At 61.4% G+C, this 16,151-nt stretch carries 14 protein-coding genes; 8 read left to right on the top strand and 6 right to left on the bottom strand.

The window, feature by feature from the left end; genetic code table 11:
* Window positions 1-66 precede the first annotated feature (66 nt).
* Complete coding sequence (locus tag EWV35_RS00550) at window positions 67-1,161, bottom strand: zinc-binding dehydrogenase (RefSeq protein WP_129657210.1); 1,095 nt, start codon at window positions 1,159-1,161, stop codon at window positions 67-69.
* A 143-nt stretch (window positions 1,162-1,304) separates the two neighbouring features.
* On the opposite strand from EWV35_RS00550, the gene EWV35_RS00545 reads away from it, so the two are divergent.
* The gene (locus tag EWV35_RS00545) at window positions 1,305-2,252 is read left to right on the top strand and encodes a sugar-binding transcriptional regulator (RefSeq protein ID WP_129657208.1); all 948 of its coding nucleotides are present in this window, start codon (window positions 1,305-1,307) and stop codon (window positions 2,250-2,252) included.
* 818 nt (window positions 2,253-3,070) lie between these two features.
* Window positions 3,071-3,244 (top strand): hypothetical protein, encoded by a 174-nt coding sequence (locus EWV35_RS13110; protein ID WP_165168258.1) that lies wholly within the window; start codon window positions 3,071-3,073, stop codon window positions 3,242-3,244.
* 343 nt (window positions 3,245-3,587) lie between these two features.
* Here EWV35_RS13110 and EWV35_RS00540 read toward each other — a convergent pair whose 3' ends face one another.
* On the bottom strand, window positions 3,588-5,018 hold the full coding sequence (locus EWV35_RS00540) for an RbtT/DalT/CsbX family MFS transporter (RefSeq protein WP_129657206.1): 1,431 nt from the start codon (window positions 5,016-5,018) through the stop codon (window positions 3,588-3,590).
* 411 nt (window positions 5,019-5,429) lie between these two features.
* Between EWV35_RS00540 and EWV35_RS00535 the strand changes: the two genes are divergently transcribed.
* From EWV35_RS00535 to EWV35_RS00525, 3 genes are all read left to right on the top strand, one after another.
* Window positions 5,430-6,317, top strand: coding sequence for a MetQ/NlpA family ABC transporter substrate-binding protein (locus EWV35_RS00535; protein ID WP_129657204.1), 888 nt, complete (start codon window positions 5,430-5,432; stop codon window positions 6,315-6,317).
* 127 nt (window positions 6,318-6,444) lie between these two features.
* Window positions 6,445-7,503, top strand: coding sequence for a methionine ABC transporter ATP-binding protein (locus tag EWV35_RS00530; RefSeq protein ID WP_394342424.1), 1,059 nt, complete (start codon window positions 6,445-6,447; stop codon window positions 7,501-7,503).
* Window positions 7,503-8,213 carry a methionine ABC transporter permease gene (locus tag EWV35_RS00525; RefSeq protein WP_129657202.1) on the top strand — a complete coding sequence of 237 codons (711 nt, stop codon included), beginning with the start codon at window positions 7,503-7,505 and terminating at the stop codon, window positions 8,211-8,213. The genes EWV35_RS00530 and EWV35_RS00525 overlap by 1 nt, the downstream gene beginning before the upstream one ends.
* A gap of 88 nt (window positions 8,214-8,301) precedes the next feature.
* On the opposite strand, the gene EWV35_RS00520 is transcribed toward EWV35_RS00525, so the two are convergent.
* A complete protein-coding gene (locus EWV35_RS00520) occupies window positions 8,302-10,008 on the bottom strand; it encodes a long-chain-fatty-acid--CoA ligase (protein ID WP_129657199.1) in 1,707 nt (568 codons plus the stop codon).
* Window positions 10,009-10,056: 48 nt separating this feature from the next.
* Here EWV35_RS00520 and EWV35_RS13105 point away from each other — a divergent pair, with 48 nt between their 5' ends.
* From EWV35_RS13105 to EWV35_RS00510, 3 genes are read left to right on the top strand one after another with little or no spacing between them, the layout of a single operon-like run.
* Window positions 10,057-10,200, top strand: a complete 144-nt coding sequence (locus EWV35_RS13105) for a hypothetical protein (RefSeq protein ID WP_165168256.1) — start codon at window positions 10,057-10,059, stop codon at window positions 10,198-10,200.
* 53 nt (window positions 10,201-10,253) lie between these two features.
* Window positions 10,254-10,985, top strand: coding sequence for a sugar O-acetyltransferase (locus tag EWV35_RS00515; RefSeq protein ID WP_129657197.1), 732 nt, complete (start codon window positions 10,254-10,256; stop codon window positions 10,983-10,985).
* Window positions 10,982-12,034 (top strand): hypothetical protein, encoded by a 1,053-nt coding sequence (locus EWV35_RS00510; RefSeq protein ID WP_129657195.1) that lies wholly within the window; start codon window positions 10,982-10,984, stop codon window positions 12,032-12,034. The genes EWV35_RS00515 and EWV35_RS00510 overlap by 4 nt, the downstream gene beginning before the upstream one ends.
* Before the next feature lie 156 nt (window positions 12,035-12,190).
* Here EWV35_RS00510 and EWV35_RS00505 read toward each other — a convergent pair whose 3' ends face one another.
* From EWV35_RS00505 to EWV35_RS00495, 3 genes are read right to left on the bottom strand one after another with little or no spacing between them, the layout of a single operon-like run.
* Window positions 12,191-13,876 carry a dihydrolipoamide acetyltransferase family protein gene (locus tag EWV35_RS00505; protein ID WP_129657193.1) on the bottom strand — a complete coding sequence of 562 codons (1,686 nt, stop codon included), beginning with the start codon at window positions 13,874-13,876 and terminating at the stop codon, window positions 12,191-12,193.
* 26 nt (window positions 13,877-13,902) lie between these two features.
* Window positions 13,903-14,907 (bottom strand): alpha-ketoacid dehydrogenase subunit beta, encoded by a 1,005-nt coding sequence (locus EWV35_RS00500; RefSeq protein WP_394342423.1) that lies wholly within the window; start codon window positions 14,905-14,907, stop codon window positions 13,903-13,905.
* A gap of 2 nt (window positions 14,908-14,909) precedes the next feature.
* On the bottom strand, window positions 14,910-16,073 hold the full coding sequence (locus EWV35_RS00495) for a thiamine pyrophosphate-dependent enzyme (RefSeq protein WP_129657192.1): 1,164 nt from the start codon (window positions 16,071-16,073) through the stop codon (window positions 14,910-14,912).
* Between the last annotated feature and the right edge of the window lie 78 nt (window positions 16,074-16,151).

Below are 16,151 nucleotides of genomic sequence, written 5' to 3'. Positions count from 1 at the left end.
TGCGGGTGGCCCTGGCGTCGGGCCGCTTCATGCGGGCCGGGATGCTCCGGCCCGCACTATGGCTGATTACGGCTGGGGAAGGATCGAGACCTTGATGGACGAGCCTGCCGAATCGGCGACGCTGTCCAGGGCCTCCTGGAACTTCTCCAAAGGGAACTGGTGCGTGCAGACTTCATCGAGTGGCAATTTGCCGGATTCGATGAGGCTGATGGCCTTGGGCCACGTGTACGGGCCGAGGTGAGCACCCAGAACGCTGAGCTCTTTGTCGTCCGAAATGATGGACCAGTCCACGGACACGTCCTGACCGAAGACCGAGTACTCGACGTAAGTTCCGAGCTTGCGGAGGAGGTTGAGCCCCTGCCCGACGGCCGAGGGATGACCCGTGCACTCGATGTAGACATCCGCACCGTATCCGTCGGTCATCTCCTTGATCTTTGCAACCGCGTCTTCGTCGGCGATGTTGATGGTCATGTCCGCGCCGCACTTCTTCGCGAGCGCGAGCTTGGCGTCGTCCATGTCCAGGGAAATGATCTTGAGAGGATTCTTCTCGCGGACGCCCATGATCGCGCCCAATCCGATGGGGCCGGCGCCGGCAACAACGACGACGTCCTCGAACTTGATGTTCGCGCGCTCGACGGCGTGGAGCGAGCAGGCAAGGGGTTCGGCGAATGCGGCGTGCTGCGGCTTGACGTCTCTGGAAATCTTGTGAACCCGGGCGCGTTTGGGGACGAGCATGTACTCGGCCATTCCACCGTTGAAGTTGCGGAAACCGAACATGTCATGCGGTCCGCACATCCAGTACTCGCCGCGGAGACAGAAACGGCACTCCTCGCACGGAACGATCTGCTCGACGACGATCCGGTCGCCTTCATGGACTCCGTGGTAGTTGAATGCCTGGTCCGTTCCGGAGACCACGGTTCCGGTGATCTCATGACCGGGGATGATGTCTTCCTGGGCCCACTGCGGACGGTTCTCGTCGCCCCAGAACTTCACGGCCCCGTGGTAGCACTTCAGATCGGAAGCACATACTCCCACTGCCTCGACCTTGATGATCAAGTCATCGGTACCGAGTTGCGGTACCGGTCGGGTCTCCAGGGTGTAGTCCTCGGGCTTGTTGCAAACGACTGCTCGCATCTCGGTCGGTAGAGCGGTGGTGCTCATGGTCACTCCTTTGTGTCGCACGCGTATGTCACGCACCACACATTCTTGAAGACCCGAGCACATATGTCAAGCACATATGTTCACATCATGAGTGATCGGGGTTACGATGTAGCGAAACCTATAGCACTACGAGCGAGTACTTCATGGACGACAAGAAGAACCTCAAGGACTTGTACGACGTCGATCGCCTCTACGCGGTTGCGCGCATGTACTACGAGGAAGAAAAAGGCCAATCCGCCATCGCGGAGGCTTTCAAGGTCTCGCGGCCGACCGTCAGTCGCATGCTGACGCATGCCCGGACGATTGGCATGGTGCAGATCCGAATAGTCCATCCGGACGCCGAAGGTCGCTCCGACCTGGCCGAGAGGCTCCGCTCCGCCCTGCATCTCGAAGAGGTTTACCTCGCCCGGGGCATGCAACCTTCAACCATGGGCCAGGGAATGCTCCCGCCGGTGCAACGGGCGCTCGATGCCATGCACCTCGCACCGGGCGACGCGCTCGTCATCTCATCCGGAATGGCGCTCTACGGCATAGCCCAAATGCGGCTTTCCCGGCTCGATGGGGTCAAGTTGGTCCCCTCCGTTGGCGGTGTCTCCGAACCGGAGGCCTGGCACCAGACCAACGAGATCGTTCGCATGCTCGCGCAGAGCACGGGAAGCACCCATTCACCCCTCTTCGCGAGCGCGATCCCGTCCAAAAGCATTTATCAAGCCTTACAAAAGGATGAGTCCTTCGCGGAGGTCCGGCGGCTCTGGAGCTCTGCGAAGGGAGCTCTCGTCGGCATCGGCTCCCCGACGACGGGCCGAACCTCGCTGTCTTCCGCGATCCCGAAGGACAGCTTGCCCGATTCGATCGGCGACGTCTGTCTGCACTTCTTCAACAGGGAAGGCCGAGAACTCACTTTTCCCGGCTCCGAGCGAACCGTCCGCATTCCCACGAAGGACCTAGCCGCCATCCCCTTCTCGACCGCGGTGGCCGTGGGTGAGGAAAAGTGTTGGTCCATCGTGACCGCGGCATCGATGAAGTACTTCCGCCGGCTGGTCACGGACGAGGCCACCGCAACGCACATCCTGCGGGCGCTGCGAAGCTGAGGGCCCACAGGTCGGCCGGCACCTTGCCACCACGCTGCGAACCCCTAGGGCAGTAAGTAGACCCATCTTTTTCCTACCTGGAACCACCAGGGAAGACGCCCGCAACCACGGGGATGCGAAGACATGAGCACCACCGTCCGGATTATTGCCCTCCTCATGATGCTCACCGCATTGATCGTCATGATCACCACGCAAAGGATGCCAATCCTTTGCCCTCTTGCCGGCCTGTGCCGGCACGGCCCTGTGGGGTGGCGACTACTTCTCAACGACCGCCGCACCACGCAAAACACCCATGCGGCACGACGACCTCTACGAATAGGGACACAGCTGCTCAACGGAGAAGCAGCCATGCACATATGTACGCTATGCGTCATAGCGAGTGCGGCCTTCGACCCTTCGGAGACGCCTGTCCCCTGGTCAGTCGTGGGCACCGCTCTCGGGTGGGCAGTGGCCCCTTGGTCGTTTACGCGACCATCAGCCAGGCCGCATTCCATCCCAAGGTGCGTACCGGCGTTGAAGCTGACGGCGAGGGGGCGGGGCCGCCCCACCCACGGGAGCTGGGGCCGGAGCCGTCCCGCCACACTCACTGACGGAGCGACACGGGCACGAAATCGGCGACAAAATCCGAGAACGGCTCAGGCGAGAGCTCACCCCACCGCGACGAAAGCATCGCCAGGGTCTGGCAAGTTCCACGAAATCACCCCACCCGCTCATCCAAAGTTGGGAGGTTCCTCAAAGTTTCCGATCGACCAGGTCAGTGCCGGGATTCCCGACGCCGAGACGCAGGACTATGCCCCAATACTCAACGGGAGGCCTACTTGCCAACCTCCGAAGAGCTCAGGGATCTTGGCTACTCCGAGCAGTTCATCAAAGAGCACGAGCAGTTCGTCGGGACATTGCCCACCGAGGTCCGGAAGGCCAGCGACGCCACCCGCGAGCATGAGGAGCGAGAGTTGGCGAAAGCCAAAGAGGGAGCCTCCTCGCACAAATAGAGACCCCTAGGGGCGTTCCAGGATTCGTGCACTCTGACGGCATGACGGTCAGACCTGCCGCTCGATCATCAACCCATCCGATTCCACCTAGGGGAGTATGCATGACGTGGCGACGATCGACGCATCACTCAGCGGTCGGCCCACTCCCGAACAGCGTTGCTCTCGAAAGAGCTTCAGTTCAAGCTTCCGCAACGACCCGTCCGGATGCGGCGGACAACATCGGCCAGCCGAACCTGGCTTCGGGCGACTGAGGCTGAACCTGCGGCAGACAGCCGGAAACGACGACGCCCCCGCAACGACCGAAAGGTCGCGGCGGGGGCGTCGTCGTGAAGCGGGAGAAGAACTAAGTGCGGTCCCCCGGCTGCTGGATCGTCACATTGGAATTGCCGCCCTCGCGAGCCTCCTGGATCGCAAGAGCCTCCGTGTCTGCTTCCTTGATCTTGCGACGATGCTCGGGATCGTCCTGTTCCGTCCTCAAGTTGCCGACCATAACGAAAGCGCAAGCGTACAGGGCCACGAACACCCAGATCACGCTGGAGTTCTGCGCGAAAGTGCTCATTCCCAGGGCACCGGTCACGTTCAGGACGATGGCGACGACGGCCGTGCCGAGGAACGTGGCACCACCGGCTGCCGTGGTGTACATGGCCATGGCCGCGCCCCGGTGCAACGGTGCGTTGGCGGGCATGATCGCGCCCATCGGCACGAACCCGGCCAGGAAGATGCCGTAGCACACGCCGGCGATCACCGAGAGGACATACCCCCAAGTGGAACCCGCCGGCACCATATGCGGCACATACCACCAGGCCAAGAGGGAAACCGCCGAGGCGAATACGCCGAACCAACGGACCGTCGTGACCCATCCGAGCCGGTCACCGAGGTTGCCGAAGAAAGCGTTGAACAAAATGTTGCCGGCATACACGCACACCGTCATCGCCAACCAACGCGACTGGCCCCAGCCGAGGGACGTAGTGATCACGGCCGGCATGATGATGAACATGCCGAATTCCGGCGCGGTATTGATCAGGCGCACCAGGAAGCCCTGCAGAACCTTGGCGTTGGTGAAGGTCAGACGCAGGCCCGAGAAAAGAACCTGTGAAGCGCTTTCCCCTTCGGGCGCGATCCGCTTCTTACCCTTGGAGTCATGGCAACCGAACCACACGAGCAGGAAGCCCACGACATTCAGCACGCACGAGAAAATGATGGCACCCGCTTCACCGATCACGCCGCCGCCGAAGACGGGGATGGCACCGATGGCCACCAGTGAACCGAGGGTGGGCAGACCACCCGTGAACATCACGTAGAACCACCCGACGGCGGTTCCGGCCTTGGACTTCAGCGCCGTGATGTTGACCCACACCAAGAAGGAGAAGGTGAACAGAGGCATGCCGAATCCGCGGAGGAAGTAGGTAACCGCTACCAGCCAAAAGACCCCACTGGCGGCCGCCAGAAGGAAGCCGGCCTGAAAGACAGCCCACACGATGAAGCCGATGAGCATCACGCGCTTGGGGCCGATCAGGTCGGACAGAGCGCCGGAAAGATAGCTGCCGACGAGCACGGCCAGCGAATACGAGGCGATGATGCCCGCAACGGCACTCTCGGGACTGCCCAGAACCTCCACGAGGTAGGGGGTGAGGATATTGGACTCGACGCCGATACCGGTCATGAACAGCAGAACCCCTAGGAAGCCCCATTTGAGGACCGAGGGAATGCCTATTCGGTCGAGGTAGTGACCCTCGACTTGCAGCGGTACCGAGCTATCGCCAGTGGAAGACATAAGGTGCTCCTTCTTGGGGGTCGACGTCCGTCCCCGTTGACAAACTCCGCCCAGGGGACCTTCTCCTCATTCGGTGACAATGGCGAACGTGAGGCGCCCCACAGGCATGCGGTTAGCATAGGCGCCGATTGCCGCTTCGCACAACCGTTCTGAACAAATGTGCACACGAGCAACGTTCCGGGACAAGGTCGACTTGGCCTCCCGGCGGGAAAATGCGCACCCTTGGCAGCGGCCCCTCACCTGCCACTCGCCAGTATTTCGAATTATGACGCCCCGTGAAAGGCACGTCTACACATCTCCGTCGCTTCAAGTCATCGGGCGAGCGCGTGTTGTAATAGGGCTGACGCGGAGGCTCCGGGCTATTCCGTCGACCCCAAAAACTCACCGCACCGAGTAGAGAGATTCATAGCCGTGAAGAAAAAACTTGGCGCCCTCCTGGCGATTGTTCCCCTAACCCTTGGGCTTGCCGCATGCGGGGGCAACGACACCCCCAGCGGTCCCGAAACCAAAGACGGCAAGACGGTCGTGAAGATCGCCATCGCCAAGGAAATGGACGTCAATACCGTCCTCAAGGAAGAGGCCGCCAAGCAGGACATCGACATCGAGTACAAAGAGCTCGACAACTACACCGAGGCGAACCCGCAGCTGACGCAGGGGCAGGTTGACCTGAACTGGTTCCAACACATCTCCTACTTGGCCAATTACAACGTCGACAACGACGACGATCTTCAGATCGTCGGCCCCACCGCGATCTTCCCGATGGGTCTCTACTCGAAGAACCACAAGTCCCTCGACGAGATTCCGGAGGGCGGAAAGATCGCAATCCCGAACGACGCGGTCAATCAGGCTCGCGCGATCAACGTCCTGAAGTCGGCCAATCTCCTGAAGCTCAAGAGCGATACTCTCCAGCCGACCGAAAACGACATTGACAAGGACAACTCCAAGGTGACGGTAACCTCGGTCGAAGCGAACCAGACCGTGACCTCGATGTCCTCCGTGGATGGTTCCGTGGTCAACAACGACTTCCTCGATGATGCAGACCTCGATCCCAAGAATGCACTCTTCCAGGACGACGCGTCCCAGGATTCGGCCCTCCCGTACGTCAACCTGTTCGTCGCCCAGAAGGGCCAGGAGGACAACGAGACGTACAAGAAGATCGTGGATATCTACCACAGCAAGCCCGTTCAGGACGCCCAGCAGAAGTCGTCCAAGAACACCGCTGTCGTGGTCGACACCGACGTCAACAAGTTGCGCGATGTCCAGAAGAAGCTCGAGGACGAGAACAAGGAAAAGAAGTAAACCAGAGTTTCACCACTCGTCTCGGTGACCGACGCCGGCCCGACAGCTCAGCTGCCGGCCGGCGTCGTCCGCTCTCACGGTGTGAAACGATCGAACCCCTCAACAGTCGACAAGCAAGGGAATGCACATGACCGAGCACACGAGTCCCGTGTCCGAGGCGCACTCTTCGGACATGGTGGTCCTCGATCACGTCTCCAAGGTATTCAAAACCGGGAAGAACCCCGTCAGAGCCGTGGACGACGTCTCGCTCACGATCAAACGTGGACAGATCTACGCGATCATCGGCTATTCGGGTGCCGGAAAGTCCACATTGGTCCGCCTGATCAACGGCCTCGAGGCCACCACATCGGGAACCTTGACGGTAGAGAATACGACAATCTCAGGGGCCAAAGAGGCCGACCTGCGCAAGGCCAGAACCAATATCGGCATGATCTTCCAACAGTTCAACCTCATGAACTCCAAGACCGTTTCCGGTAACGTCGATTTCCCGCTCAAAGTAGCGGGCTGGTCGAGTGACCGTCGCAAGAAACGGGTCGAGGAGCTCCTGGAGTTCGTGGGGCTGGGTGAGAAAGCCAAGAGCTATCCCGATCAGCTTTCGGGCGGTCAGAAACAGCGCGTCGGCATTGCCCGCGCCCTGGCGACCGAGCCCTCTCTCCTCCTCGCCGACGAATCCACGTCTGCGCTGGATCCTGAAACCACAGAGGAAGTTCTCGGACTTCTGAAGAAGGTCAATGAGGATCTGGGGATCACCGTCGTCGTGATCACCCACGAAATGGACGTGGTCGCCTCGATCGCGGACCGAGTCGCGGTGATGGAGAAAGGCAAAGTCGTAGAAGAAGGCAATGTCTACGACGTCTTTTCGAATCCTCAGACCGCGCCCGCCCGACGGTTCGTGTCCACGACCGTCAAACCGACCCCTTCCGGAGACCGAGCCAGCGAGTTGATGGAACGCCACCGTGGCTATCTCGTCAGCGTCGAGGTCACGGACCAGACCGAATTGGGAGATGTCCTCTCACGGCTCGGCGATCGCAATGTGCGCTTCAACATCGTCGAGGGCGGCTTGGAAACCCTCCAGGGACGAACCTACGGAAAACTCACCCTCGAACTGCTGGGCGAGGTCTCCGCGGTCGATGCCGCCGTTGAACAGCTGAAACTCGTTACACTCGTCCAGGAGGTGCGCGCCTGATGTCGCTGAATCCCCACTCCCTCATCGCCGCCACCATCGAGGCAAAGCCCAAGACCGACTGGAGCGAGGTCCGCCCCGATCTGCTGCAGGCGACCTTGGAAACCATCCAAATGGTCGCGATCACCATGGTGATCGCGGGCATCGGAGGATTCCTGATCGGTTTGCTGCTGTACACAACCCGTCGCGGGAATATCTTGCAGAACCGGCCCCTCAACTGGATCCTCAACCTCGTGGTGAACTTCGTTCGCCCCATTCCTTTCATCATCCTTCTCGTGGCGCTGGGGCCCGTGATGCTCGCGACTATCGGCACCACGATCGAGATGAAGGCCGCCGTATTCGGCATGGTCGTCGCCGCGATCTTCGCCGTCGCGCGGATCGTGGAGCAGAACTTGGTGTCGATCGACCCGGGTGTGATCGAAGCAGCCCGGGCCATGGGTGCCTCAAAGGCTCGCATCATGTTCTCGGTCATCCTTCCCGAGGCTCTAGGCCCGCTCGTTCTCGGTTACACGTTCCTGCTCATCGGTGTCGTCGACATGTCCGCAATGGCCGGTTACATTGGCGCCGGCGGTCTGGGCGATTACGCGCTTTCCAAGGGCTACCAGCGTTTCAACTGGGACATCACCATGGCCTCCGTGCTGATCATCATCGTGATGGTCCAGTTCGTTCAGCTTTTCGGAAACTGGCTCGCTCGCAAGATCATGCGGCGATAGCCCGTTTCGACTCCCCCAACGACGACGCCCGCCGTGCCTTCTCGAGAAGGCACGGCGGGCGTCGTCGTGGTTGATAGCGGACCAAGGCCTACAGCTTCTCCAGAACCTCTTTTTTTACCTCGCGGCGCAACGTCTTGCCGAGCATCGAACGGGGGAAATCATCCAACTCGACGATGCGGCGAGGGACTTTGTACCGGGTGACTTTGGTGTAGCAGTGTTGACGCAGAGCCTCAGCATCGAGAGCGTGACCGGCAGCCATGATGACAGCCGCCACCACTTCTTCTCCTCCTCCCTCGGCGGGAATTCCGACGACCGCAGCGTCCTTGACCGTATCGAACGTTTTCAGAGCGGTCTCGACCTCGGAGGGAGACACATTGAATCCCCCGGTGATGATGACTTCCTTGAGCCGGTCGACGACGAAGAGGAATCCGTCGTCATCCATGGTCACCACGTCACCGGTGCGCAGCCAGCCGTCCGTGGTCACGGTCTCTCGCGTTGCTTCCTCGTTCTTCCAATATCCGCGGAACATCTGAGGGCCTTTGACCCACAACTCGCCAGCTTGCCCGTCTTCGGCGTCCTGGAAAGTTTCGGGGTCGACAATACGGATGTCAGTTGAGGGGAACGGCGTCCCGATGGACCCCGCCCGGCGTGATTCGTTCAACGGGTTGCAGGCGACCAACGGCGCGCATTCGGTCAGGCCGTACCCTTCGACCAGATATCCGCCGGTTTTGGCTTCCCAATCGGCCACGAGCTGCGACGGCAGGTTCATCGCACCGGAAACGGAATACCGGATACCGGAGAGGTCAGTGCCCCGTTCGTTGGCCATGTCCAGCATCCGCTGGTAGACGGGTGGCACAGCAGGGAGAATAGTCGGTTTGGACTTCTTCATCGCACCGAAGACGAGGTCGAGGTCCACGGTTGGAAACAGAACGAGCTTCGCCTGGACCGCGACGGCGATCCCCAGGCCGAGAGTCATTCCGTAGGCATGGAACAGCGGCAGCAGACCATAGATGACCTCCTCATCGTCTAGCCCGATCCATTCCTGGCCCATTTGCGCATTCGACTCCAGATTCCGGTGCGTCAGCATGACGCCCTTGGGATCCCCCGAGGTTCCTGACGTGTAGAGCAGAAGAGCCGTATCATGGGCGGTCGGCCGATGATGGTCTTCTGCGATCGGCTCGTTCTTGATCATCTTGCGCCACGGCGTAGTGTCCGGGGCCGGCCCCTCGAGCTTTTCGCGGGAGTCCTTGGCCTTTTTGAACGGCAATTTCAGGGCCAGCCGCATGTGCGTCGGCATCGCCTCGACCATGTTGACCGAAACAATCTCTCGAGGGCGGACGTCCGCAGGCTGGTGCGTGACTTTGTCGGCGATCTTGTCCCACACGAACGCGATCTTGGCGCCGTGGTCCTCGAATTGGTGCCTCAGTTCGCCTTCGGTGTACAGCGGATTGTGCTCGACCACGACCCCGCCCACCCTCAGAATCGCGTAGAACGCGACGACGTGCTGCGGGCAGTTCGGCAGAATTACGGCGACACGATCCCCCGGCTGGACGCCCAGCAGACGCAGCCCCTCCGCAACCCGGTTGACCTGGTCCCCGAGGGTTGCGTAACTGGTCGCCGCGCCGAAGAACTCCAGGGCGGTTTTGGAACCTGCCGCTCGCACGGATCTCTCCATCACGTGGACCAGTGAGGTCTCCGGGAGATCAAGCTCGGTTGCGGTGTCGGGATTGTAATTCTTGAGCCACGGTCGTCGACTCGTCAGGGGCCCTGAGGCGTCAGTCTGAGGTTCTGGCATATACGAGATTCTGCCATGAGGGCCTCTGCACCTGGAATACTGTCCACCATGAGTGCACGCCGCAATACGCAATGGTCAAAAGAAGAAGTCCGAACAGTCATGAGGGAAATCAACAAAAGGATGCTGATCGGGGTCGGCATCGCGATCCTGGTCGGACTGGTCATCATCGGACTGGCCGCCCTGTTCTCCTGAATTTGCTCTTCCCACCAGGCCGCACGGAAGCGGTCACGGAAAGGTTCCGTCGAATGACCACACCTCAGACAAGTCACGATGACATGACCATGCGCGAGCGCATGCACTCCGGGCTCCCGTACCGGGGTGAGACGACGGCGAACGAGACCAATAACGATGCACACCCGACCCATCGCACGTCCGCCGAAGCTGCGAGAATGACGGACCGCTATCACCGGCTTGATCTGGAAGAGGATCCGGCCGCTCTCGTCCTCTTGGGCGAACTGCTCGGAAGCATGGGCCGCGACGTTCGTATCCGAGCGCCGCTTCAGGTCGACTACGGGTACAACATTCACATCGGCGACCGGCTCTTCGCGAATTTCGGGCTCACGGTCCTGGACGTGTGCGAGGTCAGGATCGGCGACGACGTGCAGATCGGCCCGAACGTCCAATTGCTGTGCCCAACACATCCGTTGAACCCAGTGGACCGCAAGAGGGGGTGGGAAGGCGGGCTGCCCATCACGATCGAGGACAACGTCTGGCTGGGTGGCGGCGCAATCATCCTGGCTGGCGTCACCGTGGGCCATGATTCTGTGGTGGGAGCAGGTTCGGTGGTCACTCAGGACATTCCGCCGTCTTCCGTGGCCGTCGGATCGCCCGCGCGAGTCATCAAGACCGTAGACCCCGAAGAGCGTTCGGGACAGTACGCCGTCGGGAATTTTCCACGCGTGTACAGGGAACAAGTCGCCGCGGAATCGCATGGCCCTGGAGACACACGAACAACAACACGAGAGGAACTCGTATGAGGAACCGGAACGAAGGACCGTGGGACGAGGGTCGGGGCGGCGAATCCGACGCTGACCTGAACGATTCGAACCGTACGATCCCCTTGGACGGCGACCCCACGGAGGTGCTCTCCGACCAGCGGAGCCAGCAGATCGACGAGGACCGTACCGAGGTACTCGACGGCGGTCGGACGGAAGTCCTATCGACCGACGATCAGCGAACACAGATCCTGGACCACGGCTCATGGGGTTCCTCGGCTGCTGAGGACTCCAACGTCACCCGACCCCTCCCGTCGTACGGGGAGGCAACGACGTCGCCGACCGCGCAGAGGAGGTCCGGCCTCGAATACGACGATCAAGCATCCGTGCCTCAATCCGGTCCGCGGGAATTCACGCCCGCGGAATACCCCGGATCCGGCTCGTCGCAAGCCCGGCCGACGGCGGTCCCGCCCGGAGGTCCCGGTCAGCCAGGGGGCTACGCGGGCCAAACACAGGCGCCGTCCGGTGCTGACCTGCGGGCAATGGTGGTGCGACGCCAGAAAGCGGAATACGGCCGGCTCCAGCTCCTCCCAGGTCTCTTGGGGTGGCTCGTCGCAATGACGCTCATCGGTTTCCTGACCTGGATCGTCGGGGCTGTTGCCCCGAGTGCGGCCGGAACAGGGGTTCCCGCTCATGTAGGGGACTCGATGCAGAATCTCGTCCAAGGTTCCGGGAACGGGGCGGTATGGGGCGCCGTGTTCGGTGTGATCTTCTTCGTCTCGTACGTGGCCGGTGGATACGCCGCAGGCCGCGCGGGGCGATTCTCCGGGGTCAAACAGGGCGTGGCCGTGTGGCTCTGGCAGCTCATGGGGACCGCGGTGACGACCGTGCTGACGCTGTTTCTGGCGGATCGCATGGGAGACAGCGTGCCGCTCGGCTCGGTTCAGTCGCTCGGAGGTTCGGACTTCATATGGGGGCTGGCCGCGGCGGTCTCCGCGCTCATCGTGGGTCTTATCGGGGCAATCCTGGGCGGACTGTGGGGCACGCGCTTCCACCGCGCGGTAGACCGTTGGGGCTTCGAAGGACGCTGATCTTCGCGGCGTATACGGCTCGATGAAGAGCTATGCCGTCTCGCCCTCTCGAGCCGGTACCCAGCGCAGAAGACGCTCCCGCGTTGCTTCGATGCCGAAAGGCGAGGAAGCAACGCGGGAGCGTCTTTATATGGCTCGCTCCGTGGGACCAGCCGCTTACATGTCCAGCAACAGCGCGGGCTCTTCGAGCACGGCGGCGACGTCGGCCATGAATCGCGCCGACAGGTCGCCGTCGACGATGCGGTGGTCGAATGACCCGCCCAATGTGGTGACCCAACGCGGGATGACCTCACCGTCGACGACCCAAGGCTTCTGCTTGATTGTTCCGAAGGCGAGGATCGCGGCCTCTCCCGGGTTGATGATGGGTGTTCCGGTATCGATTCCCAGCGCACCGATGTTGGTGATAGTCATCGTCCCGCCGGACATCTCCCCCGGTTGTGTCTTTCCTTCCCGAGCTTTGTGGGTCAGTGCGTTCAGGGCCACAGCCAATTCACGCAGAGAGAGGTCCTGGGCGTCCTTAATGTTCGGCACCATCAGCCCTCGCGGTGTTGCCGCGGCGATACCCAAATTGATGTACCGCTTGATCAAGATCTCCGAATCCGTCCATTGGGAGTTGACCTGCGGATTCCTGGCGGTGGCCCAGATGACGGCCTTGGCCAGGATCAACAACGGCGTGACCTTCACCCCCTCGAAAGTGGGAGACGTTTTGAGACGCTTGACGAATTCCATGGTCCGGGATGCGTCCACGTCCACGAAGATCGAAACGTGCGGAGCCTCGAAAGCGGACTTGACCATGGCTTTCGCGGTTGCTTTGCGTACGCCCTTCACAGGGACGCGTTCGACGCGTTCCTCGGTGCCGCCGCGTTGGACCCAGAAGTTGGATGGTTTGTGGCTTTCAACATCCTGGGCGTGGCCCGCGTAATTGACCAAGTCGCGTTGTGTGACTTGGCCCTGGGATCCGGTCGCGGGAACGTCGGCGAGGTCGATGCCCAGATCTTTCGCGGCCTTTCGCACAGGCGGTTTGGCCAAGGCCGGCCGCCGCGGGGGCTCCGTGCCGACGGTACGGTGCGCAGCGGCATGTTCCATCGGCTGGTCAACGGCTCGACCCGGCAATCGTTTGAGAGCCCCACGGCCTTCTTCCGCCAGGCGCTTCGCTCGCTCAGCAATTCCCGTGCCGAGATTTCCGCCCTGGATAGGCGCGCGGTGCAGGAGCTGAGTCAGGAGAGTCTCCGGCGGCTCATTTCCTTCTCCCGCCGTGCCAACCTGGTCCAACCTGTCCTGACGTGCGGCCCCGCCCTCGATCGGGCGTTTGCGTGCCCGTCTCTTGACCGGATCTGCCTTGGGGCCCGAACCTACGAGCGCGGCGGTTTGGTCTTCGGATGGCACCGACGTCGACCGTGAGCTCTCGTCGCCGGTCGCGTCCGGCCCGGTGGTTGAGGCGTCTGCTTGAGTCGTCGGTGCCGCTTGCGCAGCGAAGCTCTCGGCTTCCTTTTCCGCGACAGGAACCTGGGAATTCGGTTCGTTGGGCGCGGGCGGGGCGCTCGTACCGGATTCCGCAGAAGCGCCTTCGGGAGAGCCGCCCTCGGCGGTCTCGTCGGCGGAAGCGGTGGCCGAAACGGCGATCAACGGGGCGCCGACTTCGACGGTTGCGCCTTCCTCGGCGATGATGCGTTCAACCGTGCCGGCGAACGGGGAGGGGAGCTCGACGACGGATTTTGCGGTTTCGATCTCGACGAGCACGTCGTTGACATGGATCGAGCTTCCGGGACGAACCTTCCATGAGAGGATCTCGGCCTCGGTCAGGCCTTCCCCAACGTCCGGTAGATGAAAAATCGAAGACAATGTGAACTCCTGGATTCCGGGGCTGACTAGTAATTCAGCGAACGGTCGATGGCCTCGAGCAAACGGTCGATGCTGGGGAGGTAATCTTCTTCGACGCTGGCCACGGGGTAAGGCATGTGGTAGCCGCCGACTCTGAGGACAGGAGCTTCCAAACTGTAGAAGCAACGTTCCGCGATGACCGAGGCCAGTTCTCCGCCCATGCCGCCGAAGGTCGGGGCCTCGTGGGTGACGACGAGTCGTCCGGTTTTGTTGACCGAACGCTCGACGGAGTCGAAGTCCAAGGGGGAGATCGAACGCAGGTCAACGACCTCGATGCTGAGTCCGTCCTCGCGCGCCGCATCCGCGGCCGCGAGCGCGACAGGCACGAGCGGACCGTATGCGGCCAACGTCAGGTCGCGGCCTTCGCGAACTATTTGTGCACGTTGAGTCGTGGGGACTCGGGCAGCACGTTCGACGTCACCCTTGAGCCAGTACCGTCGCTTCGGTTCCAAGAAGATCACGGGGTCCTGAGAGGCGATTGCCTCCCGAAGCATCGAGTAAGCGTCCTGGGCATTCGACGGGGACATCACTCTGAGGCCGGCGGTATGAGCGAACAGAGCCTCCGGGGATTCGGAATGGTGTTCGATCGATCCGATATTCCCGCCGTACGGGATACGGATCACGACGGGCAGGCTGATGGCACCGCTGGAGCGCGCGTGAATCTTGGACAACTGAGAGGTGATCTGGTTGAAGGAAGGAAAGACGAATCCATCGAACTGGATTTCGCAGACGGGACGATAACCCCTCATGGCCAGGCCTATCGCGGTGCCCACGATTCCCGCTTCGCCGAGCGGGGTGTCCATGACGCGGTGGGCTCCGAATTCGTCTTTGAGCCCCTGGGTCACGCGGAAGACCCCGCCCAAAGTTCCAATGTCTTCGCCCATCAAAAGGACCTTGGGGTCCTCAGTCATGGCGTCTGACATCGCCGCGTTGAGCGCCTTGGCCATGGGCATCGATTCCACTGCACTTGCCTGTGCTGATACGTCGCTCATGGTCAGCGGCCGCCTTCCTGGGTTTCGGCTTCGTCGAACCCCGCTTCGTATTCGTGGAACCAGGCTCGTTCTTGTTCGACGAGCGCATTCTCTTCGGCGTAAACGTTCTCGAAAGCATGATCGAATTCCGGCGGCTCCATGGCGAGGACCGCCTCGCGAATCGATGCACCGTATTCTTTGGCCTCTGCGTTGGCTTCCTCGAAGAACGCGTCGTCAACGCCTTCCAGGCGAAGATGTTTTTCCAGGCGCACGAGGGGGTCCTTGGTCGTCCACTCGTCTTCTTCGTCACGAGTCCGGTACTTGGTCGGGTCGTCGGCCGTCGTGTGGGCGCCGAGACGGTACGTTTCGGCCTCGATCAATACCGGGCCTTCCCCGCGGTGGATCTTCTCCATGGCGTAGGCCGTGACGGCCTGGACTCCGAGGATGTCATTGCCGTCCACGCGGATTCCTTCGAATCCGTATCCGGCGGCGCGCTCGGCCAAAGGCAGGCGAGACTGCGTGGAGAAGGGAACCGAAATCGCCCATTTGTTGTTCTGGATGAAGAACAGAACAGGGGCGTCGTAGGAGGCGGCGAAGACCATGGATTCGTGGGCTTCCCCTTGGGTCGACGAACCATCGCCGAAGTAGACGACCGTCGCCGAAGACTCCTCGGAACCCTGCGCAATCTCCTTGTTCACGTGCTGGTCGAGTTTCTGTCCCATGGCATATCCCACGGCATGCGGAATTTGAGAGGCCAACACGAAGGAGTACAAGTTGAAGTTGTGTTCCTTGGGGTTCCATCCTCCGGGCGAGTATCCGCGGAAGATCCTCATCAAGTCTTTGAGATCGACACCGCGCTCAAACGCCAGCGCATGCTCCCGGTAGGAGGGGAAGATGTAGTCGCGCTCGGGTATGGCGCGTGCCGAACCGATCTGCGCGGCTTCCTGACCTTTGGACGGAACCCACAGTGCAAGTTTGCCTTGCCGTTGCAGGGAGGTCGCTTCGTCGTCGAAGCGCCGAACTTTCAGCATATTGGCATACGACCCTTTGAGGTCCTCGAGGGTGACGTTCTCGATGTAGGGATCAAAGTCCGGATCCGAACCGCGGTGACCGTTCTCGTCCAGAATGGTCACCCGGTTCAGACGGCCCTCGGTCGCCCCGGGGTGGGGGGTTTCCGCGGTTTCCATGAGTCCTCCCATGTGGCTAGGTTGTCCGGCGCCCGGCTGGTCCGCCGGGTCGCGTTATGCGCAAGTCCCGCGGATCAA

It is taken from the genome of Rothia uropygialis (genome assembly GCF_004137765.1).
Classification (GTDB): domain Bacteria; phylum Actinomycetota; class Actinomycetes; order Actinomycetales; family Micrococcaceae; genus Rothia.
Note: the sequence above shows the minus strand (reverse complement) of the source record. Positions and strands in the feature narration are given on the sequence as shown.